Source organism: Anaerococcus porci (assembly GCF_009696575.1).
Lineage (GTDB): Bacteria > Bacillota > Clostridia > Tissierellales > Peptoniphilaceae > Anaerococcus > Anaerococcus porci.
Genome location: NZ_VULQ01000002.1, coordinates 254849 through 279360 on the forward strand (window position 1 = coordinate 254849; position 24512 = coordinate 279360).

Annotated in this window: 32 protein-coding genes, 1 tRNA gene and 1 pseudogene; 1 reads left to right on the forward strand and 33 read right to left on the reverse strand. The window is 31.0% G+C overall.

What is annotated here, in order from left to right:
• Positions 1–291: 291 nt before the first annotated feature.
• The 31 genes and pseudogenes from FYJ26_RS02830 to FYJ26_RS02980 all read right to left on the reverse strand — a co-directional run bounded on the left by FYJ26_RS02830 (position 292) and on the right by FYJ26_RS02980 (position 23529).
• Positions 292–477 (reverse strand): hypothetical protein, encoded by a 186-nt coding sequence (locus tag FYJ26_RS02830; protein WP_154539412.1) that lies wholly within the window; start codon positions 475–477, stop codon positions 292–294.
• Between the two features lie 367 nt (positions 478–844).
• Positions 845–1759 (reverse strand): ORF6N domain-containing protein, encoded by a 915-nt coding sequence (locus tag FYJ26_RS02835; RefSeq protein ID WP_154539414.1) that lies wholly within the window; start codon positions 1757–1759, stop codon positions 845–847.
• Positions 1760–1870: 111 nt separating this feature from the next.
• Positions 1871–2053, reverse strand: coding sequence for a hypothetical protein (locus FYJ26_RS02840; protein WP_154539416.1), 183 nt, complete (start codon positions 2051–2053; stop codon positions 1871–1873).
• A 697-nt stretch (positions 2054–2750) separates the two neighbouring features.
• Entirely contained in the window at positions 2751–3131 is a 381-nt protein-coding gene (locus tag FYJ26_RS02845) for a hypothetical protein (RefSeq protein WP_154539418.1), read from the reverse strand.
• Positions 3132–3208: 77 nt separating this feature from the next.
• Entirely contained in the window at positions 3209–3646 is a 438-nt protein-coding gene (locus tag FYJ26_RS02850) for a type II toxin-antitoxin system HicB family antitoxin (RefSeq protein WP_154539420.1), read from the reverse strand.
• A 32-nt stretch (positions 3647–3678) separates the two neighbouring features.
• Positions 3679–3873: a type II toxin-antitoxin system HicA family toxin gene (locus tag FYJ26_RS02855; protein ID WP_154539422.1), complete on the reverse strand. Its 195-nt coding sequence runs from the start codon at positions 3871–3873 to the stop codon at positions 3679–3681.
• 119 nt (positions 3874–3992) lie between these two features.
• On the reverse strand, positions 3993–4340 hold the full coding sequence (locus FYJ26_RS02860) for a toxin-antitoxin system HicB family antitoxin (RefSeq protein ID WP_154539424.1): 348 nt from the start codon (positions 4338–4340) through the stop codon (positions 3993–3995).
• A 198-nt stretch (positions 4341–4538) separates the two neighbouring features.
• Positions 4539–5294 carry a peptidoglycan amidohydrolase family protein gene (locus FYJ26_RS02865; RefSeq protein WP_154539426.1) on the reverse strand — a complete coding sequence of 252 codons (756 nt, stop codon included), beginning with the start codon at positions 5292–5294 and terminating at the stop codon, positions 4539–4541.
• A gap of 57 nt (positions 5295–5351) precedes the next feature.
• The gene (locus tag FYJ26_RS02870) at positions 5352–5864 is read right to left on the reverse strand and encodes a hypothetical protein (RefSeq protein WP_154539428.1); all 513 of its coding nucleotides are present in this window, start codon (positions 5862–5864) and stop codon (positions 5352–5354) included.
• Positions 5865–5933: 69 nt separating this feature from the next.
• A complete protein-coding gene (locus FYJ26_RS02875; protein ID WP_326831228.1) occupies positions 5934–6197 on the reverse strand; it encodes a type II toxin-antitoxin system RelE family toxin in 264 nt (87 codons plus the stop codon).
• Entirely contained in the window at positions 6190–6414 is a 225-nt protein-coding gene (gene relB / locus FYJ26_RS02880; RefSeq protein ID WP_154539430.1) for a type II toxin-antitoxin system RelB family antitoxin, read from the reverse strand. Before relB ends, FYJ26_RS02875 begins: the two co-directional genes overlap by 8 nt.
• Before the next feature lie 134 nt (positions 6415–6548).
• Positions 6549–6770 (reverse strand): hypothetical protein, encoded by a 222-nt coding sequence (locus FYJ26_RS02885; RefSeq protein WP_154539432.1) that lies wholly within the window; start codon positions 6768–6770, stop codon positions 6549–6551.
• Positions 6767–7189 (reverse strand): hypothetical protein, encoded by a 423-nt coding sequence (locus tag FYJ26_RS02890; protein WP_154539434.1) that lies wholly within the window; start codon positions 7187–7189, stop codon positions 6767–6769. Before FYJ26_RS02890 ends, FYJ26_RS02885 begins: the two co-directional genes overlap by 4 nt.
• Positions 7182–7397: a hypothetical protein gene (locus tag FYJ26_RS02895; protein ID WP_154539436.1), complete on the reverse strand. Its 216-nt coding sequence runs from the start codon at positions 7395–7397 to the stop codon at positions 7182–7184. The genes FYJ26_RS02890 and FYJ26_RS02895 overlap by 8 nt, the downstream gene beginning before the upstream one ends.
• Positions 7397–11251 (reverse strand): phage tail spike protein, encoded by a 3855-nt coding sequence (locus tag FYJ26_RS02900; RefSeq protein WP_154539438.1) that lies wholly within the window; start codon positions 11249–11251, stop codon positions 7397–7399. Before FYJ26_RS02900 ends, FYJ26_RS02895 begins: the two co-directional genes overlap by 1 nt.
• Positions 11245–11913: a hypothetical protein gene (locus FYJ26_RS02905; protein ID WP_154539440.1), complete on the reverse strand. Its 669-nt coding sequence runs from the start codon at positions 11911–11913 to the stop codon at positions 11245–11247. The genes FYJ26_RS02900 and FYJ26_RS02905 overlap by 7 nt, the downstream gene beginning before the upstream one ends.
• A pseudogene (locus FYJ26_RS02910) lies at positions 11910–15878 on the reverse strand (phage tail tape measure protein); the annotation flags it as partial. The gene FYJ26_RS02905 and the pseudogene FYJ26_RS02910, both read right to left, overlap by 4 nt.
• Before the next feature lie 496 nt (positions 15879–16374).
• Entirely contained in the window at positions 16375–17067 is a 693-nt protein-coding gene (locus FYJ26_RS02915; protein WP_229771201.1) for a phage tail tape measure protein, read from the reverse strand.
• A gap of 17 nt (positions 17068–17084) precedes the next feature.
• Positions 17085–17699, reverse strand: a complete 615-nt coding sequence (locus FYJ26_RS02920) for a Gp15 family bacteriophage protein (protein ID WP_154539442.1) — start codon at positions 17697–17699, stop codon at positions 17085–17087.
• Entirely contained in the window at positions 17683–18060 is a 378-nt protein-coding gene (locus FYJ26_RS02925; RefSeq protein WP_154539444.1) for a hypothetical protein, read from the reverse strand. Before FYJ26_RS02925 ends, FYJ26_RS02920 begins: the two co-directional genes overlap by 17 nt.
• 78 nt (positions 18061–18138) lie before the next feature.
• Positions 18139–18699 carry a hypothetical protein gene (locus FYJ26_RS02930; protein WP_154539446.1) on the reverse strand — a complete coding sequence of 187 codons (561 nt, stop codon included), beginning with the start codon at positions 18697–18699 and terminating at the stop codon, positions 18139–18141.
• Entirely contained in the window at positions 18699–19124 is a 426-nt protein-coding gene (locus FYJ26_RS02935) for a hypothetical protein (RefSeq protein WP_154539448.1), read from the reverse strand. Before FYJ26_RS02935 ends, FYJ26_RS02930 begins: the two co-directional genes overlap by 1 nt.
• Complete coding sequence (locus FYJ26_RS02940; protein WP_154539450.1) at positions 19121–19471, reverse strand: minor capsid protein; 351 nt, start codon at positions 19469–19471, stop codon at positions 19121–19123. The genes FYJ26_RS02935 and FYJ26_RS02940 overlap by 4 nt, the downstream gene beginning before the upstream one ends.
• On the reverse strand, positions 19471–19827 hold the full coding sequence (locus tag FYJ26_RS02945) for a hypothetical protein (protein ID WP_154539452.1): 357 nt from the start codon (positions 19825–19827) through the stop codon (positions 19471–19473). Before FYJ26_RS02945 ends, FYJ26_RS02940 begins: the two co-directional genes overlap by 1 nt.
• A complete protein-coding gene (locus tag FYJ26_RS02950; protein WP_154539454.1) occupies positions 19817–20218 on the reverse strand; it encodes a head-tail connector protein in 402 nt (133 codons plus the stop codon). Before FYJ26_RS02950 ends, FYJ26_RS02945 begins: the two co-directional genes overlap by 11 nt.
• A gap of 19 nt (positions 20219–20237) precedes the next feature.
• Positions 20238–21287, reverse strand: coding sequence for a phage coat protein (locus FYJ26_RS02955; RefSeq protein ID WP_154539456.1), 1050 nt, complete (start codon positions 21285–21287; stop codon positions 20238–20240).
• Between the two features lie 10 nt (positions 21288–21297).
• A complete protein-coding gene (locus FYJ26_RS02960) occupies positions 21298–21864 on the reverse strand; it encodes a phage scaffolding protein (protein ID WP_154539052.1) in 567 nt (188 codons plus the stop codon).
• A gap of 81 nt (positions 21865–21945) precedes the next feature.
• A tRNA-Tyr gene (locus FYJ26_RS02965) sits at positions 21946–22029 on the reverse strand.
• 45 nt (positions 22030–22074) lie between these two features.
• A complete protein-coding gene (locus FYJ26_RS02970) occupies positions 22075–23001 on the reverse strand; it encodes a BRO-N domain-containing protein (protein ID WP_154539458.1) in 927 nt (308 codons plus the stop codon).
• A 97-nt stretch (positions 23002–23098) separates the two neighbouring features.
• Positions 23099–23296 carry a hypothetical protein gene (locus FYJ26_RS02975; protein ID WP_154539460.1) on the reverse strand — a complete coding sequence of 66 codons (198 nt, stop codon included), beginning with the start codon at positions 23294–23296 and terminating at the stop codon, positions 23099–23101.
• A 92-nt stretch (positions 23297–23388) separates the two neighbouring features.
• The gene (locus FYJ26_RS02980; RefSeq protein ID WP_154539462.1) at positions 23389–23529 is read right to left on the reverse strand and encodes a protein phosphatase; all 141 of its coding nucleotides are present in this window, start codon (positions 23527–23529) and stop codon (positions 23389–23391) included.
• A gap of 143 nt (positions 23530–23672) precedes the next feature.
• Between FYJ26_RS02980 and FYJ26_RS02985 the strand changes: the two genes are divergently transcribed.
• Positions 23673–24032, forward strand: a complete 360-nt coding sequence (locus FYJ26_RS02985; protein ID WP_154539464.1) for a hypothetical protein — start codon at positions 23673–23675, stop codon at positions 24030–24032.
• On the opposite strand, the gene FYJ26_RS11225 is transcribed toward FYJ26_RS02985, so the two are convergent.
• The gene (locus FYJ26_RS11225; protein ID WP_268234515.1) at positions 23998–24123 is read right to left on the reverse strand and encodes a hypothetical protein; all 126 of its coding nucleotides are present in this window, start codon (positions 24121–24123) and stop codon (positions 23998–24000) included. The genes FYJ26_RS02985 and FYJ26_RS11225 overlap by 35 nt on opposite strands.
• A gap of 62 nt (positions 24124–24185) precedes the next feature.
• A complete protein-coding gene (locus FYJ26_RS02990) occupies positions 24186–24512 on the reverse strand; it encodes a YjcQ family protein (RefSeq protein WP_154539466.1) in 327 nt (108 codons plus the stop codon).

Here is a 24512-nt window from a genome sequence, read left to right on the forward strand (position 1 = left end):
CAATCATTATACTATCCTCCTTTCATTATTAGTATACCCTATAGGGTATATATTGTCAAATATTTTGATAAATTATTTTTATTATGCTTTTTATTCTTGAAATTCCAATAACACTTCATATTTTATGATTTAAGACAATTTATTTAGTGAGTATACCTTATCCTATTACTTTAATTTAAAAATAAGCAATTACATATAAAATACAAAAAAATATCTATATATAGCGTATGGCTTTATTAAAATTTATTAAATCAATAATAGCCACTATAATGAAATAGCGGCTATTTAAACTTAATTATCCTTTAACTTTTCTTCCCTTTCAGAAATCAATAATCTCAACTCCTCCAAATCATCAAGTGTAGCTTTATTTCTTATAAACCCCCTAGCTGCACTCCTAGCGTTAAGATATCTTGTATACTCCCTATTCTTATCCTGCCATTTTTTATTAGCTTCTGTTTGACTACTATTCTTATTCATACATTCTCCTACCTTTTCTTAGAATTGCTATAAGCTTTTATTGAGATAACTAAAGCTACTACTGATATTATTAAAGTTATAATCCTTAAAGTCATTTGCTTTTAACAATGGATGAAGTATTATATTATTGACCCCATAAGGGGGAAGGATAATTATTTATCCTTCTTGCTTGCCTTGTACTGTATGATAGCAGTTGTTAGTGTTACTATCGCAGTTACAAGGCTTATTATTTTTTCAATAATATCCATTGCTTACCTCCTTTCTATATTTATATTATACTATCGATAGTAAAATATATCAAGTGCTTTTATAAAAAACAAGCACACAAAAAAAGACCACCAGTAAAAAGCCAGTGGTCATTCTACAATTACTTAATCAAATCTCTTTTATATTCATCTTTCTTTACAAAAAGATTCCACCCCTCTAAGGTATTAATACTCAAATTTCTACAAGGCTTATCCAATAAACCAAGTTCAATATATTTTTTGGAAATAACCTCAGTCAAATCTTCTTTTAACTTCTTATCCACAAAAAACATATTCAATGACCTTTCAAGGTTTATCAAATTGTAAAATCTTAAAAGAGTAATAGCCTTGCTATCCTTATTTTCTTTTACTTCAAAAATATTGAAATACTTATCAACTTCATTATTGCACTTATCTAAAAGACCAAAATATTTCAAAATATTTTTAACCTCATCAAAGTTTAAAACATATAAACTACTTATTCTATTAGAAATATTAGTATTCTCAAGCTTAAATTTATATAATTCAGACTTTTCAAGTAAAGTTCCTATCTTATACGCTCTAATGTGAAGATTTAAAGTAGATTTTTCAAAATCAGTTAAATAAACCAAATCATTTACAGTCATAACAGGCTTACCCTTATATGTTTTCTTAACAAGTTTGTAAGGCTCTAGTTCTAATTGTTGATAAGTTTGTTCTTTTTCTCTAAAATAACAATTTACTAATTGCCTTTGAACCTCCCAAGCCAAATCATCAGTAAAAGATTTTACTAACATTAGGTATCCGCTTTCTGTGAAAAAGTATTGCCCTTTAGGTGGTATATTTGAATGTACGAATTTCGTACATTTAGCATTTTCAACAGTTACAAGATAATAATCTTCATTTTCTATAAAATGTTTTTGGTTCTTATAAAAATTTCTTCTTGCTGTTCCTGATACTCTTTCATGCACCAAGTCTATATCTTTAAAAGTTACTACTGGTTGGTTATTGTATAATTTTCTTTCTATACTGTTATTGTTAATTGTTATGTTGTTCATTTATATTTTAACTCCTATATGGTATAATAAGAGTAACGATATTTTATATGTCGTTACCTAAGAGATAGTTTGCCTATTTTGTTCATTTGTCAATCTATCTCTTTTTTTATTTTAATTAATTTTATCTTTTAATAAATAAATACCTTCCATTACAGTATCTATTTTTGTTTTCTTTAATTTTTTTGAGCAATACTCTATATCTTTCATCTCTTTTTCAGAAATCCTCAACGAAAGTCTTTTATTTCTTGGATAATCACCTTTAATTGGTCTACCCATTTTCTTTTTATCTTTCATATTTTAAGTATTTTTCTTTTAGTTTTTTCTTAGCTTCTTCTAAGTCTTTACTTTCTTCTAAAAGCTCCAAAACACTTTTTAAAAACTCTTTAAATTCCTTATCTGTCATAATATCCTCCTAACAATTAGCTAAGGGGCTAAGCCCCTAGCCTTATAGTAACTTTCTTATTTCTTCTTTGGCTTCTTCAAGATTTTTACTTTTTTCAAGTATTATTAAAATCAATTGAATTACCTTTTGAAACTGTTCATTTGTCATTTTACTGCCCCCTTTCTTATTTGTTAATTATATTATAATATAAGGCTACCCATAAGTCAAGCACTTTTTAAAACTTTTTTATTTTTTCGCACAAAAAAGCCCCCACTTAAGGGGACTGATAATATATATCCTTTTAAACCATAATAATATATGCTATTATATTATCATCTCCTATAAAGGAGGTGATTATATGGAGATAGTATCTTATCTAATGGAAAATTTTATTTTTCCCTTGTTAGTTGCTCTTATCTTAAGATATATTAATAAGAAAAGCAAAAACAAGTAAAAGACAAGACGGTAGTTGCAGCTACCGTCTTTTTTTGTCTTTGATTCATGAAGAATCGTATCTTATCTAATTTCCTTGAGGGTTGATCAAGGGCTTTTTTGTGGTCTAAGAGGTTGCTTCTCTTACAAACATTATAATACCCCCTTAATCTTTTTTCAAGTTCTCTTACTCTCCCAAACCTTAGACTCAATAGCAGAATTCAAAAACTTATCAGTATTCTCAAACTCTTCCTCTAAGATTTCTTTAGTTTCTTTATCCAACATATCTAATACTGCCCTTTTAGATGAATTAAAAGCTTCTTCTGCTTCTCCTTTACCAAATCCATTTTTATCTTTTAACTCTTTTACAAAAGTTTGATTAGTAGTATTAACAGCAAGAGTTACAATCTCCAAAGCCTTATCAATAGCCCTCTTTGCTTTCTCATTCTTAATATTATTTTTTGTATACTCTTTAACTTGATCTACAGCAATTTTAATTACTGCAAATAAAGCTATAGTAACAATAGTTAGACCTAAATTATTTAATATATTTTCCATTTTTAAACTCCTTTAAATTTAAACACTAAAAAAGCGACTACTTATGTAATCGCTTAAAATTTTTTTATTTACTTAATTTATTCTATTTCAAATTCCTTTTCTAAAGCTTCTGTTAAAAGCTTAGAAAAATTTATATTAGCACTTTTCCCCATTTCGTTTAAGTAAGATGGTATAGTTACATTCTTTTTTACCGTTCTATTATCATATTTTTTAACATAATCTGTCAAATCAAGACCTACATATGATTTAAAACTTCCTTCATAAGAAAAATATTCTTTACCATTTTCATCAATGCTATTCATAATGTCAATATCTTCTAACCTTGATGATTTGGGTAGATCTTCTAATTTAGAATAATCATCAAATAAGTAGCCACCCAAGACATCATTAGCCATATATAAGGCATCTTTTATATCATCCCCACATGAAATACATCCTGGTAAATCTGGAAATAAAATTGTATAGCCATTACTTTCTTTATCTTTTAAAAATACAGCTGGATAAGATATAAACATAAATACACTCCTTTAAATTTAGTAAGGAGGGGCTATTTTAGCCCCGCTTGTTTTAAGATTACATTTTCTGTACCTTTAGGTAGGTCTTTTCCTCCATGGTCAGGTACTGTTGTAATCTTACCTGTCTTAAAGTTTTTGAATTTCTTGTGAGAACCATCACCAGATGGTATATAGGTAAATCCATTTTTCTTTAAGAACTTAATCATTTGCTTTGACGTCATTGGCATAATGATTTCCTCCTTACACTATTATTATACACATTAATACGCATAGTGTCAAATAATTTTTAAAACCTTTTTAATATTTTCTCATTAAAAAAGCGACTACTTATGTAATCGCTTAAAACTTATTTACTTAATTTATACAAAATTAATTGATTTAATGATGTATTTTCTTTTTGTGCTTGCTCCGCTAAAAACTTATGCAAACTTTTAGGGATTCTTGCTAATATCCTACCAGAGTATTTTTCTTCAATTGGTTCTGGTATTTCTTCACCATCTTCGATTCTATCTTCAATTGCCATTTCTAATAATTCACGAATATTTTTATACAATTCTTCTATTGTACCACCAACTGTTTTTACATCGTATAATTCTTCCACTCTACCAGCATAATAATGACCTGTTTCATCATTAATTTCTTTAGTAATTATAGTATATGGTAATGATAAATAGTATTGCAAATCCTTCTTCATATGTCATAAATAGGTGGGTTAATAATGAGTTTAACCACTTTTTTACCCATTTATACCTCCTTCCTATTTATATAATACTATATATGATATCATATTTCAAGTATTAAGCATAAAAAAAGAACAGCGTGGTTAAACTGTTCTAGTATAAATGGGTTTGTTCTTTAATTAAATAATACTACATATAATACTATAAGTCAATTAAAACTTTATCCAAGGTGTAGTATCTCCTGTTAATTGTCTATAAGCTACAAATCTTCTTTCGCCCGAATATCCAATATAAGATATCCACCTAAAACCATCACCCTCATACACACTGTCATAGTTTATTTTTTGTCCTTTGCCATATTGTGCAACTATTGCAGAGTTTGTGCTTGCATCCGCTCTTACGTTACATACAGCTTGGGTTATACCATACCAATTTTCGTTTTTAATAAATTTCTTTCCACCACTATATTCTTCTTGTTTTATTTCTGTTCTTTCTGTAGTATTATCTACATTGCCTATCGGTCTAAAATATCTTACAGGATAATAGCTATTGTCTAAATAATACCAATATCCCTCGGATTCGTTGTTTGTTGTTACTGTCCAATTTTGCCCAGCGTTGCAATGTATTATTTCACCTTTTCTTAAAAATATACCTGTATGTCCATATTCACCACCAGAACCACCCTCACGTCCTTTTACGAATATATCACCTCGTCTTACCTCTTTATAAGAGATTTCTTTAAGATATTTGCCTTGTCTAGCAAGCTTAAATAAATCCTCGGTAGAGCCATTCCACATTGTTTCTGGGATAAATCCGCCCTTTTTTAAGCACTTATAAACAAAAGATGAGCAATCATCTGTATTAGAGTTATAAGAGGCTTCTGCTCCTATTCTTCCACCACCCATTACATACTTAGGTACATGCCATCTACTTTTAGCATAAGTAATCATATTTTCTACACTTGCCATAATTTCCTCCTTATTTTTTTGTTATATAAAAGGACTAGGTTTGTAGCCTAGTCCCTATTATTTTTTTAATTCGTCAAAAAGTTTATCTATTTTTTTGTCTAATTCTTCTATCATTTCTTTTTTTGCAAGGTCATCTTGCACGTTTATAGCTATATTAAGCATATCTTTTAATTCTTTTATAGTTTCATTTACTTCTTTAAAGCTACAATTAGCGTTGCTTTCATGTACTGATAACTTATCCCCTAATGCTAAAACACTAGCGTTGCTATTTTCTACTGCTTTTGTCACTTCTTTTATTAAATCCTGCAAGGCTTTTGTATTTTCTTCTCTTGTTTTTTCTTCTCTCTCATCTCTTTTCCTTTGCTCCTTTCTGTCCTCTTCCCTTTGTTTTCTTTCAAACGCTCGGTCTTCGTCTTTCATTTTTTGTTCTTGTTTTATTTTTTGTCTTTCCATTAAAATCTTTCCGACAAAATAAAACACTAAAATAGCAATAACAAATACTGCTATTGCCTGTAATGCCCCATTGTCGGTTATTATTGTATTTACTTCTGTTGGTGTTGGAGTACTCATTTATCAACTCCTTTCTTTATTTTTATATTAAAAAAGACAGTTTTTAAACTGTCTTAATTGCCAACTACTCTATTTATAAACTTCTCTCCTGTGTCCTAGGTCGATAATAAAGATTATCATTTTGTCATCTTCTATCTTAGCAAATATCCTATAATCTCCTGCCCTATATCTCCATATGCCTTTTAAATTACCTTTTAAAGCTTTTCCTTTGGTTCTAGGGTCTTTTATATTTACTAAGTTTTTTATCACCCAATTCTTAATTACTCTTACTGTCTGCTTATCCATCTTAGATAGCTTTTTATAAACACTTTCTAAGATTTCTACTTTATACACCTAACTTCTCCCAGACTTCTGTATGGTCATAGGCTTTTTCTTTACCTATCCTATTTTGGGCTTCCAATATTCTTTCTTCATCTAATTTTAAATCATCTTCAATTTCATCTAGTATTAAATTTCTTAAAGTTTCAGATAAATTCAGATTGTTAACTTTTACATAATCTTTAATTAGCCTTTCTTCATCTTTACTTACTCTAAAAGATATACTTGCCATATTGACCTCCCTATTGTATTACTTGTAATACAATTATACATTAAGAGTATAGCCTTGTCAATATATGCAAATAAATATATGTCTGTCTTAGAGTGGGGGAATATCGGATGTTCGCATTTTTACTCTTTTATATTTTAATATTTTAATATTCCCGCTAATCTTTTCATTTTTATTATTTCTAAGTCAAATTTATTTTCTTCTATATATATTTCTACAGATTTTCTTATTATCGCTTTTAATTTTTCATTATTTTTAACTTTCGAAAAAGAATTCATTATATCTTCTAAATCCTCACCTTTGTAATACATTCTATATACAAAATTTGATGTTATTACTCTTAAAAAAGCTATACTCATTGTTGTCCTTCTTTCTTATCTGTATCTAGATTTTTTGGGTCTTCTATGGTGATTTTACTTTCAGTTGGATTAGGGGTTTCTTTTTCTTTTGGTGTTTCCTCCACCCCTAATTTATCGCTTATATCCCCTAACATATCATCTATTTTACTATCTGTCAGATTTCCACCTACTATGGTAGTTTGTAGGTCTAATATCATCTTTTTTTGTTTTATTAATTCCTTTTTTATTTCTCCTATTGCAAAGGTCGGATTTAATTCTAGATTTAATATTGATATAGCCTCTTGCCTTAGGATATCATCGTTATCTTTTGTCCTATCTCCTATTAGGCTTACTACAAAATCCCTGTATGGATCTTCTTGCATTAGTCTTACTTTTGTTTCATTCAATCCACTATAATACATTTTTTCAATTTTAAACATTTTTTACCTCTTTTGCTTCACTTTTTTCTTTTGTCTTTTCTGCTGGTTGGTCTAATACTAACGGTCTGTTTTCTTCTCTTATTTTGTCTATATCTTCTTGTAGTTTTTTATTTTCTTCTTGTAGCTTTTCTACCTCTGCTTGCAATAGCAAGCTTTTATGTGTGGCTTGTGCCAGTTCGTCAATATACAATTGTGTTAACTTATCCATTATAATGTCTCTCCTTTCGGACTATCCCAACTTACAGGTTGTAGATGGTCTTTGTTATCTGCTGCGTAATAATAATAAAAATTGGTTTCGTTATCTCCAAAATAAAATAAATATCCTAATTTTTTATCAATGTGTTTAATTTTTAATACATTAGACGAGCTGGCTAATATTTCCATCTTTCCAAATCTTAGGGCGTTATATTGCATACTTGCGTTTTCGTTAAAAATAATACTGCTATCGTTATATACCTTATCAGGACTTAACCCCCACCTATCAAAGGTTATATAATTATGCCATAAATCATTTTCAAAATACGCAATCCCCAAAGATCCAGTTGCATAATGTCCTATATTTAAATCCATTCCACTATGATTTATAAATTTCGAAACTGATATCATTCCAAATGTCTTACCATTCCAACGATTATCTCTAAATTGAATTTGATTGTAGTTAATATAAACCCCTACCTGATTAGACCCGTTTAAAGTGCTAAATGTTCCTTGTACATCTATATTTGCCCCCTCAAATCTTATTTTATCAGCTCTTATTAGGGCTGTACCCGGTGTTAAGTTTATTTCAGATATTAATTCGCTCTTTTTTACTCTTTGCCTTATATCATTCTTATTAGTATCTATGTCTTTTCTAACGCTTGATACAGTTAAATTTATACTATCACTTAGCTGTTTTATGCTTGTTTTATTTTGGATTATTGTTGTTTGTAGGCTATCAAATCTCTCTCCTACTGTTACTTTTATTTGTTCAGCTATATTTGCTATTTGTCTATCTGTTTGTTCCTTGCTTGTAAAGTTCTTTTCTACAAATTCTTTTGTGCCTAGATATACCTTGTTTTTAGCGTCATTTATTGATTTATCAAAATCATCTCTTAGTTTCCCAAATTCTTTTATAGTCCCCACACTTAGGGATTCTACATTTGCCTTTATTTTGTCATTTTCTATTTTAAAATCTGCTTTTACTTTTATCAGTTCTCTTTCAATTTCTTCTTGGCTTACTGATACTATGTCTTCTAGGTCTTTATAACAAGGAGACCACTCAATAGCGGGAATATCACCTCGGCTTAATACCGCCCATTCTATCGATACTTTATTGTTATTCTTATCAGTTCCATTACCATTACTCCAAACATATAAATTAATATATGGTGGGTTAGTTTGTTCATAATGTTTTGCTCCCCAAGATACATCAGCAAAAGTCTTCCAAGGGAAAGTAAAAGATTCTATTATATAATCATCGCTTGGATAAATATATTTACCTTTAAGAATTATAGAACCACCTGAATTATATAAATTAAAGCCATCTCTCTTTTGTGTCTTTATTTTGCAAGTAAAAGTTACAAGCTCATCATCTTTTAAACTTTCACATAGTTTCCATGTGCCTCCTACATAATTTACATTATCTACAATAGGCACATTAGACTTTCTCAAAAGATTTTGACCTATCTTGCCTGTCTTTCCATCTTTGCCATCTTTGCCATTTATTTCAGTTTTATGTGGTGTCCAACTTGTATTCTTTATCTCACCTGGTTCTACTTTCAATTCAGCATAAACTAAATCTAACCTATCATCTTTATTAGACGCCTGGAATTGTATTTGTGGAACTAAATCCTTTAAATACACACCTGATATACTTATACGACCCGAGTACCCACTTATTATTTCATAACGCTCAAAAAGGAATCCATTTATTCTTAAAAAGAAGCTTTGATTTGATAAATTTAATACGTAAAGTGAAAATGTATACTTTTCTCCAGCTATTAATTCGTCAACATCATCGTTAGAAAATCCTAAATAAACCTTTAAAAGTGAATCTCCTCCAGAAGTTGTAACATGAATACCATCATTAATATTAGTATTTGATATTTTATATTTATTATCTAAAATTTTATAGGTGCAATCCTTATATGCTGTTAATTTTGTGAAGTTTCGACTATTGCGGAGCATATTCCAAGTATATATACTAGATTCTCCATCTCTACCGGGTATCCCTTGCTTTCCAGCCTCTCCCTTATCCCCTTTATTACCTTTAACCAATTGCCAAGTATATTTACTAGGGTCAGTAGAGTCAGACTTAATATAGTCTGTATAAGTACCAATATAAGCCTTATCACCAGCTTGAGAAGTTGAAAATCCACTAGTTCCTGTAGAATTATTAGCCCATGCCGTGTGAAAATATGGTGTCTTACCATCAGCTCCAGCCTTACCAGGTATTCCCTGACTTCCATCTTTGCCAGGCTTTCCATCATCTCCAACATACTTAGACCATTCATATTTACTAGGATTTATAGAATCAGCTTTTTCAAAATCTGTATAAAAGCCTATATACTTCTTGCCATTAGTTGCTGTTAATGTAAATCCAACAGCTCCATCTTGACTGTCAGCATAGGCAAAGTGCATGTATGATGTTCTCCCATCAGCTCCAGCTTTACCTGGCATACCATCTTTACCATCTCGACCAGGTGTCCCTTGCTTTCCAGGTAGACCATCTTTCCCATCTTTTCCTTTTAAAACTTTTATAATTTCCTCATCATTTAAAATTTCATCCTTTGATAATCTATCTTTAATTTCTTCAGTAAATTTATTATTTATCTTCCCCTGAGCTTCAATCGAAATATTAATTCCATTCAAACTCTTATCAATTTCCAACTGCCTATTTACAATCGGCTTTGTTTGACCAGTTTCAGGGTCAATATAAGTAGTTGTTTCTTTAATAACTTCATATATCTTGCTATCCGTCTGTTCTCTTTCACTCTTATAAATCTTAAAACTATCCTCTGTATACCTTTTAGCTGTCGCTACACTCGCTTCAATAGATTTATCAGTAGTTTCAAATCTGCCCCTTGTTTCTTCCCACATTTTATCTGTTAATTCAATTATCTTTTCTTTATCATCTATTAAATCAACAGGCTTATTAGTTAGAGAAATCTCATTTTCAAATGGCTTATAAGGTCTTTTAATAATAGAAACAACCCTAAACCTTTCTTTCGTCTTCCTATCCTTATCTATTAAATAAACTAAATCCCCAACATCATAATCTATAGCATACACATCTATCGCACTAGATAAATCCTTAACTTTTAATTTAATATCAATCTTAGGTCTAGCTAACTGTTTTAACTTCTCCTCTGCATCTTTCTTAAGATTTTCAATATTAGTATATCTTTTATCTTTCCAATAATAAGTTATAGTCCTATCAGAATAAGACTTATCTTCTATATAATCCTTTCCATCATTAATTTGATTAATTTTAAGACCATTCATTCCTTCAGGAATAATTCTTGTAGCAAAGTCAAACGATTCTACAGATATATCTTTATCATCTATATTAAAATCATCTATAAAGTATGCTCCCTTATCATTTCCTAATTTTTCCGCTATAGTTATAACCTTATTATAATTATCAACCCTATACTCAACACCATATTTTTTTATAGCTTCTCGAAAAATTTCCCAACTACTTTTGTGATCTCCCGTTATAACTCTTTTTTTATCTATTTTACCTATAATCTTATAAGTATATCCTAGAGATACTACAATTGCCTTTAAAACATCTTCTATTGTCTTATAAGAGAAATTAATACTTTTATTAAACTTTTCTTTAAACTCTAATATCTTTTGCTCACACTCAACCTTATATCCATCATAATATGGTTCAATATTTTTGATATCATAATATTGTTTATTTTCCAATACATAAGCTTCAACATTAAAAAGGTATCTATATTCTTTAGGTATTTCAAATATAAGTCGGTCAAGTTCATTTATTTCACTTTTTATTTTTAAATGTTTAAAAAAAGAAAAAAAACTTCTATTCTTTGTTTTATTTTCATAAACTAACATAAAACCCTACCCTCAAACTCAATTACACAAATAAAATCCCCACTACCTGATACCAATATTTCCACCTTATCCTCAATATAAGGAAAGCTTTTTATATCAATAAAACTATTACCCTCTAAGCTATAAACCCCTCTCTCAGAATCGATTATAATCTCATTTAATAATTTTTTTATATTTATATCATCATCAAATCCTTTAATATTTATATTATCACCACTTCCATTCAAACATAACCTACAAGGTGTGGGTAGATTCCCATTATTATAAATCTTTATAGTCTTATTAATAGGTACAACAATTTCTTGCACATTCAACATTGCTATTGCCTTACCTTTATAAGTTACATTTTGAAAATAATATCTTGTATCTACACTTTCTGCTAAAAACCTGCCTTTATAGTACACCTCATCATTAAACGTTACTTTAGCTAATTCTAACTCTTTAGATAACTTATTTCTATTTTTCCTTATTTCATCTTTACCACCTTTAAACTCTATAACAAAAGAGACTGGCGTAAATGCCAACCTCTTTTCACTATAAAATATTAAGCCTGTATCCGATTCAAATGTATCACGCTCAATCTCTGTATTCCCTATCTCAGGATAGGCTAAAACATGAGCATTATATATCTTTAAATCTCTTATTAAGTTAATTGATTTCATACTCTCCTACGTCTTCCATCCTTACTTATTTCTTGGCTTACGATTGGAGCTACAGCCTTTCCGATTTCTCTAGAATCTAGGTTTATAACGCTTGTTATAGCTCCATTAGTAACTTGTACTTCAACTTCTTGTTTATTTTGTATATAACCACCAGCAAAACTATATGCTAAATTTGCTCCCATTTTATTATTATCAAATAAAACTGCATTTTTAGCCTTATTCCTTATAGCTTCCATAGTGGATTTTATTTTATCAACTACAAAACCTTCCTCATCTTCTATACCAATTCCTAGACCTCTAGTTAACATTGCACCGACTTCATCTCTCCAAACTCTGGAAGGTGAATGTATACTTGCAGCTCTTTTTGCAGCAGCTACAGCCGACCTCATTACGGAAATAGCAGCGGATATTACTCCAGACCTACCCCCATAAATACCATTTCTTAATCCAGCCATAAGATTATATCCAGCAGAAGAGAATGAGCCACTATAGGAATTTACAATACCAACCATGTTTGAACACATAGAAGAAATCGTAGACCTTGCCTGACTTGCCCCACTCCTAACACTTGATACTAAACCATTCATCATAGATCTAGCCTGGCTTTTAACTTGGCTTGAAGTACTATTCATCTTTGACTTCATGTTATTAGTCATAGCTTCAAATAAATTTCTAACTTTATTAGTTCCTTGAGTAACTGCGTTAGTAAAGTTATTCATCATTTGCCTTGATTGACTTGATACCTTAGATGTTAAGTTTGTAAAAGTAGAACCTACATTATTTCCTAAACTTCTAAACACAGTATCTACTCTACTAGCTCCACTAGAAACTGATGAAACTAAGCTATTCATCATCAAATTAGCACTTGCTCTAACTGCATTAGTAGTATTGCTTAAAGAAGATGTAATATTATTTCCCATCACACCTATATCATTAGTAACTTTATTAGCACCTACACTTATAGCATTTTGGTAACTATCCATAGATTCATTACCAGCATTAGCAAAAGCTTGTTGTTGATTATTTAATTGTGTCGCCGCACTTTGTCCAACCCCAATGGCTGTTGTATCAACTCCCGCTTTTGATTGCCCAATACCAGTCGCATATTCAGCACCTACTTCTTGACCTTTTGAATTTGCTACACCTTCGCCACCTTTAAGATTGTTAACCGCACTAGCCCCTAGCATTTGAGACCTAGACGTTACATCCATAGTCGTTGATTCTATACCATCAGCATACGAAGTACCAGTATTAAAACCTTGAGCATTAGCAGTTCCTGTTAACATACTTGACCTTGCTTCTAAAGGATTAGAAAATGTATTAGTATAAGCAGTTGAAACATTACCTTGACCAGAACTTATACCTTGACTAAAAGCATCAGCATTTGCAAAGCCTATACCTCTTAATATTTCAGCTATATTTGATTCATCTAATCCTAATTGCTTTAAAGATTGATAAGCTTGTTCAGCATTTACTTTTCCAGCATTAGTTCCAGCTCCAAAGCCTTTCATATTTAAAAGACCTATATTTTGTAGTGCTTCAATAGCTTGTAATTGTGTTAGTCCAGATTCTCTTAATTGTTGGTATATTCCTATTACAGCTTCTTTTCCAGCGGAAGAACCACGACCAAAAGCATCAACATTTATTTGACCTTTTACAAACATTTCATCAAAAGCTTCAAGTTCATTAAGACCCATATCAATCATAGTCTTATATTCATCAACTATACTTGTACCACTTTCAGAAGCTCCAGCTTTGTAGCCATCCATATTCTTCTTAGCTATATTGGTCATTTCTTCAACGGCTTCGATTTCACTCATTCCACCGTCCATCAACTCTTTTAGCTTTTCTCTATATGTTTGCCCACCTTCTTCAGTTCCATTTACATATCCATCAATATTTAGACCTGCAATTTCAAAAAACTTTTCAGCAGCTTCCATAGTATCAAGACCTGATGTTCTTATAGCTGTATATGCACTTCTTACATTTCCTGAACCCTCATAAATCGCTTGAGCATATTCATCTACACTCGCCTTGCCTTCTTGTCTTAAAATAGCTCTAGCATCCGTATCTGATATTCCATTATTAATCAAATCTTTATAGGCGGTTGATATATCTGTAGTTCCATCTTTAAGTCCATCAACCACTCCACCAACCATATTTTCGCCAGTTGGTTTTGTTTTTGACCCATCTACTTCGCTATTAACTTTTTCAGGCAATTCTTTAGCCTTGTCCGAAACTTTATTTTCATTTTCGTCCCAGCCCTCTTTAATACCTTCAATAAAACTTTTACCAATAGACTTTAGCTTATTAATTCCAGCCTTAAGCTTATCTCCTAACACTCCTATTAAGCCTTTAGCTTGTATTTCTGCGAATAAACCTTTTGCAGCATTGATTCCATCACCAATTTTACCAACTAATGATTTTCCCACATCAATAAGTTTAGAAGCCCCTTGCTTAACTTTATTAGCGATAGAACCTACTATCTTACCAGCACTATTTGCCAACTTATTTATGTCAACATTAAACCCTTTTATAATAGCACCAATTAAAATCGTTCCTACAATTACAAGCCCAACCGGATTAGACAACAATCCCGCTATTAATGGTATTATCTTTGCCACAACACCAGCTATAGCACCAAATCCACTCGTCATACCACCAATTAGTTTGCTTATTATTCCACTACCAATAGTAATAAACTTCGAGCCACCAACTTTACTCATTCCCGCAGATAAAATATCAATAATCTTTCCACCAGTCGCATTAAGCTTACCAGCCCCCTTAGATACTCCATCTATAAGTGGACCAATAACTTTTGCTCCAGCATTCATCATTGGTATTTTTTTAGCATTAATACCATCAATTAATTTAGATATTAACTTTCCACCAGCCTCATTAAGCTCATTTCCTTTAGTCGTAAAACTCCTATATAAAGTATCCATAATCCCATCAGAAGCTTTACTTACAGCAGGCTTTTCCCCTAATAGCCCTTTAACTAGCGAAGCCATCATCTTTTTAGCTACTTGTGGACCTTTGAAAGCTGCAAAAGCAATAGATAAAGCCATTAAAATTTGAGGAACCGCCTTAACAACCACATCAGGATTATTAACTATTCCTTGTGCTATAGCTTTTAATAAATCTATCCCCACTTTTAAAAGTTTAACCGCATTTCTATTAAAAGTTTCAGCAAGTTTTCCTAATATTTCTATAGCCTTTGGTACTAATATAGGTGCATTATCTATTAAACCCTCGCCTAATTTTACAAGAATTTCTCCTCCAACTTCAAAAAGCTTTGCCCCCACTTCCATAAAAGCTGACGCAAGACTTGTTATTATTTTAGTTGCACTATCTGCCAATTTACTCGAATTATCTTGCAATCCTTGTAAAAAAGATAAAATTATACCTTTTCCAGCCTCAATAAATTTAGGTGCTTTTTCAGCTATATAAACCGCACCCTCAGCTATCATATCCCCAAGTACTTTAGGCAATTGACTTATATCTCTTTGTACAACTGTATTAAGCCTATCAACCTGTTTAGTTACTGATTGTACAACCTCTCTAAAAGGTGTATCTACATTCTCAAATAAAGCTATACCTAGACCCTCTAAAGCAGATATAAGTATTGTTATATCCCCCTTTAGGTTATCATTCATAGTCTTAGCCATTCTTTCAGCTGCACCAGCCGAATTATTAATAGAATTAGTTAAGCTATCAAAATCTTCATCACTAACATTTAAAATAGCTAACATTCCAGCCATAGCCTCTTTACCAAACAACGTTGACGCCGCCTGAATTTTTTGATCCTCACTTAACCCTTGGAAACTCGTACGCATTTCCCTCATCAATTGGTTAAATGGTTTTATTTTCCCATTTGAATCAGTAATCGAAATCCCCAAAGCATTCATTTGCTCTTGCACTTGTTTAGTCGGATCTGCAAGCCTTGCTAAAGCCGCCTTTAAGGAAGTACCAGCTTGTGCTTATGTTATCGTAAAAGTTCTTTATCTTTTACTTCTTATAGTTTCCTATAAGTTCAGACTATATCTTCACCGCTAATTTAATAGTACGGTGCCTTCCGCTCGTGGATATTTCTGCATATAAAAAACACGACTTTCATCGTGTTAGTTTACTTAGCTTACTTAATCTAGTCGTTACACTTTCCTAGTATTTCTACTAGGCTTAGCTCGGGATTAGCTTATTATATAATATATTATAGATTCGATAAGTATAACCGCATTCTGTGTGTTTAGTTAAGATTTTAGTTCTCCTGTTTTTATATTCTTCTAATAATATATATTTATTTTTTCCATGTGCTTCATCTATTCTAGATTGCACTTCTGCGTGAGTTAATTTTTTCATTAGATAATGCCTTTCTATATAGTATATTATACTCTTAATTCCTGCATTATCCATTATATAACTTAGCTTTCCCCGAATTCAAAAGGTTTGTTTTTCTATTAATTACTTAATAGCAGGGCCACTCGACCCTTTAATACCAGCATTAGCCATCAAGCCTAAAGCAACCGCAACATCTTGTGCCTTATAACCTAAAGACCCAGCCAATGGAGCTACATACTTAAAAGACTCCCCCAGCATTGATACATTAGTATTTGATGCTGTCGAAGTTGCCGCCAAAATATCAACATACCTATTGGTATCTTTCGCCGTTAACCCAAAAGCCGTCAATGAATCCGTAGCTATATCCGAAACCAATCCCAAATCTTCGCCACTTGCTGCCGCTAAATTCATAACTCCAGGCAACCCATCTAACATTTCTTGACTAGACCAGCCAGCCATACCCATATATTTTAAAGCCTCAGCCGACTGTGTAGCAGAAAATTTAGTAGTAGCACCCATTTCCTTAGCTTTATCTCTCAAAGCCTGTAATTGCTTCCCCGAAGCTCCCGAAATAGATTCAACTTGACTCATTGCTGAATCAAAATCCATACCAGCCTTTATAGAATATCCGCCAAAAGCACCCACAGCCAATCCAGCAGCCTTCATACTTGTTTTAACCGCACCTACCGCTTTGCTTGTTATATCCTTTAAACCATTTCCAGCAGCATTCGCCATAGCTGATAACGCAGATAAACCCGACTTAAAACCTGAGGTATCAAGTTTAGTATCAAATAGCAATTTACCATCACTAGCCATATTCTCACCCCACTTTCTTATTCAATTTTCATACTTTCCATCATAGCCCTTGCAAAAGAAGATTCTTTTTCTTCCTCACTTCGCATATCAGGTAAAGCATAAATTTTTTTCATCTCCCTATAAAATTTCTTCTCTTCCTTACTCATCTTAGAAGATATAGTCATAGACCTATAAGATAAAATTTTAGAAAATAAACACTTATCATTCAAAGATTCAAAAAGTGATTTAAATTCCCACCAATGTAGATTTTCTTCAAATAAATTAATGTTATAACATTCTCTAAAAGCAGAATAAATATAAGACCAATCATGTTCATATGAATAAATCATTTTTGAACTATTAGAATTAGATTCCTTATCATCTTTGTCTTTCTTATTCTCTTTTCTTTCTTTTCCACAACCATAAAACCATAAAAGACCATTAAACAATTCTTCAAGTTCTCCTAAACTTTCTAACTGTATATCATCTTTCAAACATAAATCTAAAACTTTTTCTATCTGCTCAATCGAACTAATATCATTATCAAGCATTATAGTTTCATATTCTATCCAAATTTTAAAATCTGTATTTATGTTTATTTCTACATCATTAACTTTAATAAAAGTGGGTAAACCACTACTTAGATAAAGCATTCATTTTTTCACCATTATACTTATCTAACACACCATGAAGGTTATTTATTTTATCATTATATTTATTCACTTCCCCAGCTATATAAACCCCTATATCGATAATATCTACTAAACTTAAATCATCTCCACCAAAAACCAATTCTTTTATATCATCCATCGCATTCTTGCCAAGGATTTGATCATATGCCTTAATTAAAATATTTTTATATTCCTCATCACTTAAATTTTTGTAATCTATCTTCCCTATATCTATAAGCTTATTAGCTAAATCTTCACTTAATATCGTTTCAAATTTAAGAATCTCTCCATCTATACATTCAAACTCAAACTTTATGTTGTTATTTTTTCTCTTAAATACCATATCTATATTTCCTTTTTCCTTAAATTCTCCAATAAAAAAGGGAGCTTACGCCCCCTTATAATTTTAACTATTACCTATCTAATGTGATCCAACTCCCGAAACAGAACCTGATGGACTTCCTTCAGTAAATTTAATAGTTAACCAATCCTTATCTCCTTCTCCTAGTTCTGCATATCCATCAATAGGTGCACCATTTGCTTTAAACGATCCAGAATATTGATATGCATCCGTACCATCTCCCGCTGAATCAGGCACTATAGTATGATTTCTCTTAATCGCATAAAATTTTCCCTCAGCTAATTTCTTCGAAAAATCAACCGTAACAATATTAACTGTAGCGTCATCTGCTAGTTGTTCTTTATCAAAAACCTCTTGTATTCTATTGTGTACTGGATTGTCTTTATATCTATCAAGTGTAAAATCAGTAGTTGAAGTCATACCAGTTACAGAAGTTCTTTCTGATTTTTCATCTACATATTTTCTCGAATATTCTTCAGTTTCCTTTGAAGTTGGTAAATCTGTAAAACCTTTCATTCTATAGTAATTTTCACCAATTTCCATAAAAGAAACCACATCAGCCCTTAAAACTAACCCCTTAAATTCTTTTAAATTTTGTAATTCTTTTGTATTAGTAGCCATTAATTAACCTCCATATATACTAATCGCATTTGTATTTGATACTGTCCAGTCCCTACATCAGCACTAGACAAATATCCATTCGTTACAATCTCTAATTTAGTAGGATATCTTTCTCCATCTAATTTAGGATATATTTTTTTATAATTTTGTTCTTCAATCCATTCAATCAAATTATCAAAAAAAGCAGAATTTTCTAACTGTGTAATTAAATCCCCACTCATCACGCTTTTAGTGGCAAATATAAAAGCAAATTGCTTTAATTCATCGCCATCTACATATCTTTTAATCAAAGGATTAATAGGTTCAGTGTATATTCCATATTCAAGAGCCTTATCTCCTAAAAAATCTATATTTAGCCTTACATCATCTTCTAAATATGGACATTCTAAAAAATACTCTCTTATACTTTCGATTATTGTTTTCAACCTGCTCTACCTCCTGCTATACTTGCAGCACCCCTTAAAATCGAATCTTTATGGCTTGCTTTCATCCTTTCAAACCACTTGTTCCCTCTCATTGGTGCACCTTGGAAATTAGCTCTTTCATAATACCATCTCTTGGCATAAGGCGTTTGTTGTACTATCTTCCCACTTCCTATTGCAGTCTGAGCAGTCGCCGAACCTATAAGAGTTCCTATATCCATAGGTGTATAAGGTGCCATTAATCTTATACATTCGCTATCTATAAAGCTTTGCACCTTTCCACCCGTTTCTAAATCTCTTTTCTTTAGGGCTTGCACCTGATTAAATTCAAATCTATTAAATATTATCATCACTTCGCCCCTATCCTTGTATATTGCATATTTTTAGAGCCAAAATCAAACACATCACAGACTGTTATTTTTCTAGCTCCATATTCTTTCTCATACTCTTTAAATGTTTTTAATTGCTTTATTTCTTTTAAATTATCATTTCTTATTATTAAATCTTCAACATCAACCATTCTTAATAAATGATTAGGAATATAACAAGTTATCTTATCAATATCGTCTCTACTTCTTCCAGTACGATTTGCATTTATCCCCCTTGTTTCTTCCCAATGGCAAGGATAAGTTCCCAACTCCGAATAAACATCCTGCCTATTTACCACCATTCTTTTAATAATTGTCACGCTTGCGTTAGTTCTCATAATATCCTCTAAACATTAAACCTGTATGAATAAAAGCTTCCCTTATCCTATCATCAATCAATCTATCTTGTAGATTAATCTTCTTATCTGTATCTAATTCATTCTTACTGCCATATTCGACTCTATATTCGCCTACGCTTTCAGATTTAATATTAGATAGGGAATTACCTTCCTTTTCTTTTTTAATCCCTATATCGCTAAAATAAAGCTCACAAATGATATCACAAACTACATCATCAATTCTTTTTTGTAACCTCACATCATCATCTTTAATTCTCTCAAATGTAAAAAAATCTATCCTTGTCCTTATTCTTCTATTAAGTGAATAAAAAATACCCTCAGATACATCAATCTCAGGGTATTTATCATTAAACTCTTTATAGGTTAACATACATTAACCCCTTCCTACTTTAAATAGTCCCAGATGGTGTAGTTGAAACTGCTTTATCTGCCCCTAACTTAGTAATAACTCTAGCTATTGGAATTTGTTTAAGTGGAAAAGCTCCATCTTCGTTTTTAACAACTTCCCAATTAGCACCTTTCTTTAATTCTTCATCAGTTGGTGATAGAGAAACCATAGAGCTTTCAGTAAAAGAAATTCCTCTTGGTGCAAAGCAGAATCTGTCTCTTGTGTACAAAGTATCTTCTCCACCATTTTTCATTGGGTTTCTATCAGTTTCATATGGTACTTTAGCACCTGCTTTTGTATATTCAAAAGCACCTTGACCAAAGATATATGTTGTATATTCTCCCTCTTTGCTTACAGGTAGTGAATCATCAATAATAATTGGTCTACCATTAAGATTAGCTAATTGTAAAGGTCTCTCAATTCCTCTAGAATCAGTATATTTTGCATATTGAATTAAATTTAAATTCTCTAATTGAGTTGATACCGCCGAATTCATAATAGCCGCCGCAAAACTCTTCTTCCTAGACCCGAAAGCTTGTTGTAAAGCATTATTTAAAGTAACTTGACCAAACACATCCTCTTTATAAGTATGTGTATCAACAAACTTCTTATTTTCTCCCCCAGTCATAGAAAAAATCCCCTCAATAATAGCTAACAATGAATCTTGTTTTAAATCCGCCCACCAATCTAATAATTGATTAGCTACAGTTCTCATTGGATCATGTCCACCTGTAATATCAAACACAAAATCTTTCTCAGTCCAACTGTGAGCTCTACCAATTACAACTCTTTTTTGATAAAAAGTATTTGTAGAATCAGACTTAATATCTGTTTGTCCATCGTAATTGTCAGCATCTCCAGAAAGAATTCCAGCGATTGGAGTAACAATAATATTTCCCCCAACTTGTTCATCCATTCTAGTTTTTAAATCTGCTCTTTCTACAATTGCGGATGAATTAAGTAATTCATTAGTTCTTTCTCTTTCGATTGTATCAACGTATTTTTCAAATACTTCTGCATTAAAATATGTCTTATCAAATAATTTAGGCATCTAAATCCTCCTATAAAATACCTTTCTTGTTAGCTTCAAGCATTTCCTCATAAGTCATATCTTTTAATTCCTTTTCTCCTATAGATCCAGACTTACCCATGCTTCTTTGCTTTGGTTCTTCCTCAGTTTTAAATAGGTATGAATCACTTTCTTTTAGCCCCTCAATTTGTGCCTTTAAATCATCATTTAAGTTTTTAGAATCCTTTAGACTATCAATATCAAGTAAAGCCTTAGCTGCCTTTAAGTTTCTACTACCAGCATTAACCAAGCCTAAATCTATAGCATTATTTAAAGTTATATTGTCCATATCCTCTTTAGCTTTGATTTGTGCCTGTTCATACTTGTTTTTATATTCTTCAGCACTTGCCTTAATTGATTCAATATCCATATCCTTAAACGCTTCTATCTGCTCATTTGCACTTGCAACTTGATTTTTAAAATTTTCATTTTCAGTTTTTAAAGTTTCAAAGTTATTTTTAAGTTGGTTATAATCTTCAACTTCTTTTCCTCTTAACTTAAAAACTGCCGCTATCTGTTCATCATTTAAACCTATCTCTTTTAATTCTTCCGTCTTCATAAAACATCTCCTTTTAAGCTTTTTAAGTCGTTGCTCTGACTTAGATATTTGTTTTTTTGCATTTTAGGTCTGCTTTGACCATGGTGGGAAGAGTGGGATTCGAACCCACGAAAGCTAAGCTGACGGTTTTACAGACCGTCCCGTTTTCCACTTCGGTATCTTCCCATAAAAAAAGGAAGCCCGAAAGCTTCCTAATTTAATATTATTCAATTAATTTCTAATCATTCTTTTAAAATCTCCATACACACAATCAAAATTCCAGCCCTCAAGACTATTAATACTTAAACTTCTGCACTTATTATTAAGAAATCCAAATTCAACATATCTTTCAGAAATAATTTCAGTCATGTCGCCTTTCATCTTATCATCAATACCCATTCTTTGAATGAGAAAATATAAACATTTTAATCTTTCTACCTTTTGTAAAATTTCAACATCCTTTACTTTGATTTTCTTTTCTCCTATAGGAATACTTGGATCATTAAAATAATCATCTATTTCACATTTCATTTCCCCAGGTATATTATGCTTTTTTGTTAGCTCATAAACATCATCATAATAAAGAATATTTATTCTTCTTGTTGCTTTTGAAATAAAATTATTCTCTTCTCTAAAATCTTCAAGAGATCTACCTTGAAGTAACAAACCTAAACCATCTCTTTTAATTGTCCAATTTAAAGAATCTCTACTTTGTCCAGTTAAATAAACTATATCTCTTACAGTCATAACAGGTTTACCCTTGTAAGTTTTCTTTTCTAGCTTATAAGGTTCTAGTTCTAGTTGTTCGCCATCTATTTCATATTTGCCAGTCTTTCTTATACTTGGTAACACTTCATCAGTTACCCAATCAGTGAATTTTTCTGCTTCTGGTTTTCTAGATTTAAAAGATAATTTATATACTCCACTTTCAGTTAAAAAACTACGTCCAGATGGTGGAATATTCAAATTGTTTGTTGAACCAACATCTGATTTTTTTATTTTTATAACTTGATTTTCATTAAAATTTCTTATATGGTATCTAACTGTTTCTTCTTTCATATCCAAACAGTTTCCAACATCATAAGGATTAAAAAGTACTTTGTCATTATATTTTATTATCTCAACATCATTACTATTATATTTCATTAAATTTAACATTTTATACTCCTTTATTTTTGATATTAAAGTAGTATAATAACAATGAGTGGTTATTATTACACTACTTTGCTCCGTGTTTGCCCACGGGGCTTTTTTATTACTTATTTTTATCTTCTAATTGGTTATATTGTATGTCAATTCCATTTCTCAGTACTTCAGATTTATTCATCTTTGTAATTTTAGATATTTTTTTCAACTTTCCGTTATCCGTTTTTGAGATTCTGAATTTTATTTGTATATCTTTAGGTTCATCTCCAACTATTGGTCTACCCATTTTCTTTTTTTCTTTACTCACATAATGCCTTGCCTTTCTCTCGCTCTTAAAGTAAAATGTAAGTATCAACAGGGGAGCGAGTCCCCGTTGGTACTTTAGAAGTTTTAGAAGTTTTACTTATTTAGTAAAGCTTCTATTTTTTTGATTGCTTCTTCAAGATTTTTACTTTCTTTTAAAATTTCAAGTATCTTTCTTGTTTGATTTTCTTCCACAACCTCTTTTAGAAGTTCGCTTGTATTCATATCTTCGTCCATATTTTCTCCTTTCTCTCGCTCGTATTCAATAAGTTAATTTCTTATTGTAATTATATTATACATTATGTACCCACATAAGTCAAGAAAATAATTAAATATTCCTTTTAATTAATGTATAATAGACTAAAAAAGGAGTTAAAGTTATGTACCTATCCAAAAACTCTAAAAAGATTCTTAAAGAGTTAAAGAAAATGAATACTACTGATATAATACATTCAGACAAATTCTTGAAAAACAAAGTAATATCCACATTTGATATTAATGAACTATTAATCAATCTTAAATTTCTTGATGATTTAGGCTTAATAAAATACAAACCATACGTATCTGGAGACTTTATGGTAAAAATCACTAAATATGGTTTAGACTATGAAAATATTAAGCGTTACGAAAGGTTTAAGTTTTTCAAACATTCAATCTTAACCCCGATTCTAGTTTCTTTTATAACAACAATTCTAACTACTTTTGTTATAAAATATATAACAGAAGGACATTGGTTATAAGGCTTGTGAAAATTGACACCACTATTGGTATAACTATATTCTCATCTATTTCTTCTATTCTCTCTTTGATTTTTTCTTCGTCCTTATACATATAATATCTCCTATAATTAAAAAGCACATCTAACAATTGCTAGTGTGCTTAATTTAATATTTCTATACTCCAGGAATCATTTCATTAATTCCCTTAGCTGCTTTTTGAATTCTTTTAAAAATAGTATTAGTTTCTAAATATTCTAAACCCTTTAAAGTTATTTTAGTTTTATCTAAATTAGTAACTACAAAATCTCCGTCCACGTAATATTTAATAGATAATCCTTTAATATAGCCAGCATCATATAACATTTCAAGAAGATTGTTTCTTCTGATTTCTGTAATACCTAGTGTACTAGCTGATATTAAGTCTGGATCAAAATATTCTTCGTCAAGCGATTTATTTAAAGATGTTAGAATTTTTAGTATTATTTTAAAGTTTTCAATCAT

Bases quoted from the DNA above. Each gene is read 5' to 3' on its own strand.
- FYJ26_RS02920 (WP_154539442.1), bottom strand. From the start codon at position 17,699: ATGCTTTATCTAAGTAGTGGTTTACCCACTTTTATTAAAGTTAATGAT.
- FYJ26_RS02865 (WP_154539426.1), bottom strand. From the start codon at position 5,294: ATGGCAAGTGTAGAAAATATGATTACTTATGCTAAAAGTAGATGGCAT.
- FYJ26_RS02860 (WP_154539424.1), bottom strand. From the start codon at position 4,340: ATGAAGAAGGATTTGCAATACTATTTATCATTACCATATACTATAATT.
- FYJ26_RS02985 (WP_154539464.1), top strand. From the start codon at position 23,673: ATGTACCTATCCAAAAACTCTAAAAAGATTCTTAAAGAGTTAAAGAAA.
- FYJ26_RS02855 (WP_154539422.1), bottom strand. From the start codon at position 3,873: ATGCCAATGACGTCAAAGCAAATGATTAAGTTCTTAAAGAAAAATGGA.
- relB (WP_154539430.1), bottom strand. From the start codon at position 6,414: ATGGCAAGTATATCTTTTAGAGTAAGTAAAGATGAAGAAAGGCTAATT.
- FYJ26_RS11225 (WP_268234515.1), bottom strand. From the start codon at position 24,123: ATGTATAAGGACGAAGAAAAAATCAAAGAGAGAATAGAAGAAATAGAT.
- FYJ26_RS02830 (WP_154539412.1), bottom strand. From the start codon at position 477: ATGAATAAGAATAGTAGTCAAACAGAAGCTAATAAAAAATGGCAGGAT.
- FYJ26_RS02905 (WP_154539440.1), bottom strand. From the start codon at position 11,913: ATGAAATCAATTAACTTAATAAGAGATTTAAAGATATATAATGCTCAT.
- FYJ26_RS02945 (WP_154539452.1), bottom strand. From the start codon at position 19,827: ATGAGAACTAACGCAAGCGTGACAATTATTAAAAGAATGGTGGTAAAT.
- FYJ26_RS02915 (WP_229771201.1), bottom strand. From the start codon at position 17,067: ATGGCTAGTGATGGTAAATTGCTATTTGATACTAAACTTGATACCTCA.
- FYJ26_RS02895 (WP_154539436.1), bottom strand. From the start codon at position 7,397: ATGGATAAGTTAACACAATTGTATATTGACGAACTGGCACAAGCCACA.
- FYJ26_RS02835 (WP_154539414.1), bottom strand. From the start codon at position 1,759: ATGAACAACATAACAATTAACAATAACAGTATAGAAAGAAAATTATAC.
- FYJ26_RS02990 (WP_154539466.1), bottom strand. From the start codon at position 24,512: ATGATTGAAAACTTTAAAATAATACTAAAAATTCTAACATCTTTAAAT.
- FYJ26_RS02980 (WP_154539462.1), bottom strand. From the start codon at position 23,529: ATGGACGAAGATATGAATACAAGCGAACTTCTAAAAGAGGTTGTGGAA.
- FYJ26_RS02970 (WP_154539458.1), bottom strand. From the start codon at position 23,001: ATGTTAAATTTAATGAAATATAATAGTAATGATGTTGAGATAATAAAA.
- FYJ26_RS02925 (WP_154539444.1), bottom strand. From the start codon at position 18,060: ATGGTATTTAAGAGAAAAAATAACAACATAAAGTTTGAGTTTGAATGT.
- FYJ26_RS02845 (WP_154539418.1), bottom strand. From the start codon at position 3,131: ATGGAAAATATATTAAATAATTTAGGTCTAACTATTGTTACTATAGCT.
- FYJ26_RS02950 (WP_154539454.1), bottom strand. From the start codon at position 20,218: ATGTTAACCTATAAAGAGTTTAATGATAAATACCCTGAGATTGATGTA.
- FYJ26_RS02850 (WP_154539420.1), bottom strand. From the start codon at position 3,646: ATGTTTATATCTTATCCAGCTGTATTTTTAAAAGATAAAGAAAGTAAT.
- FYJ26_RS02840 (WP_154539416.1), bottom strand. From the start codon at position 2,053: ATGAAAGATAAAAAGAAAATGGGTAGACCAATTAAAGGTGATTATCCA.
- FYJ26_RS02890 (WP_154539434.1), bottom strand. From the start codon at position 7,189: ATGTTTAAAATTGAAAAAATGTATTATAGTGGATTGAATGAAACAAAA.
- FYJ26_RS02955 (WP_154539456.1), bottom strand. From the start codon at position 21,287: ATGCCTAAATTATTTGATAAGACATATTTTAATGCAGAAGTATTTGAA.
- FYJ26_RS02885 (WP_154539432.1), bottom strand. From the start codon at position 6,770: ATGAGTATAGCTTTTTTAAGAGTAATAACATCAAATTTTGTATATAGA.
- FYJ26_RS02870 (WP_154539428.1), bottom strand. From the start codon at position 5,864: ATGAGTACTCCAACACCAACAGAAGTAAATACAATAATAACCGACAAT.
- FYJ26_RS02930 (WP_154539446.1), bottom strand. From the start codon at position 18,699: ATGGCTACTAATACAAAAGAATTACAAAATTTAAAAGAATTTAAGGGG.
- FYJ26_RS02940 (WP_154539450.1), bottom strand. From the start codon at position 19,471: ATGATAATATTTAATAGATTTGAATTTAATCAGGTGCAAGCCCTAAAG.
- FYJ26_RS02900 (WP_154539438.1), bottom strand. From the start codon at position 11,251: ATGTTAGTTTATGAAAATAAAACAAAGAATAGAAGTTTTTTTTCTTTT.
- FYJ26_RS02960 (WP_154539052.1), bottom strand. From the start codon at position 21,864: ATGAAGACGGAAGAATTAAAAGAGATAGGTTTAAATGATGAACAGATA.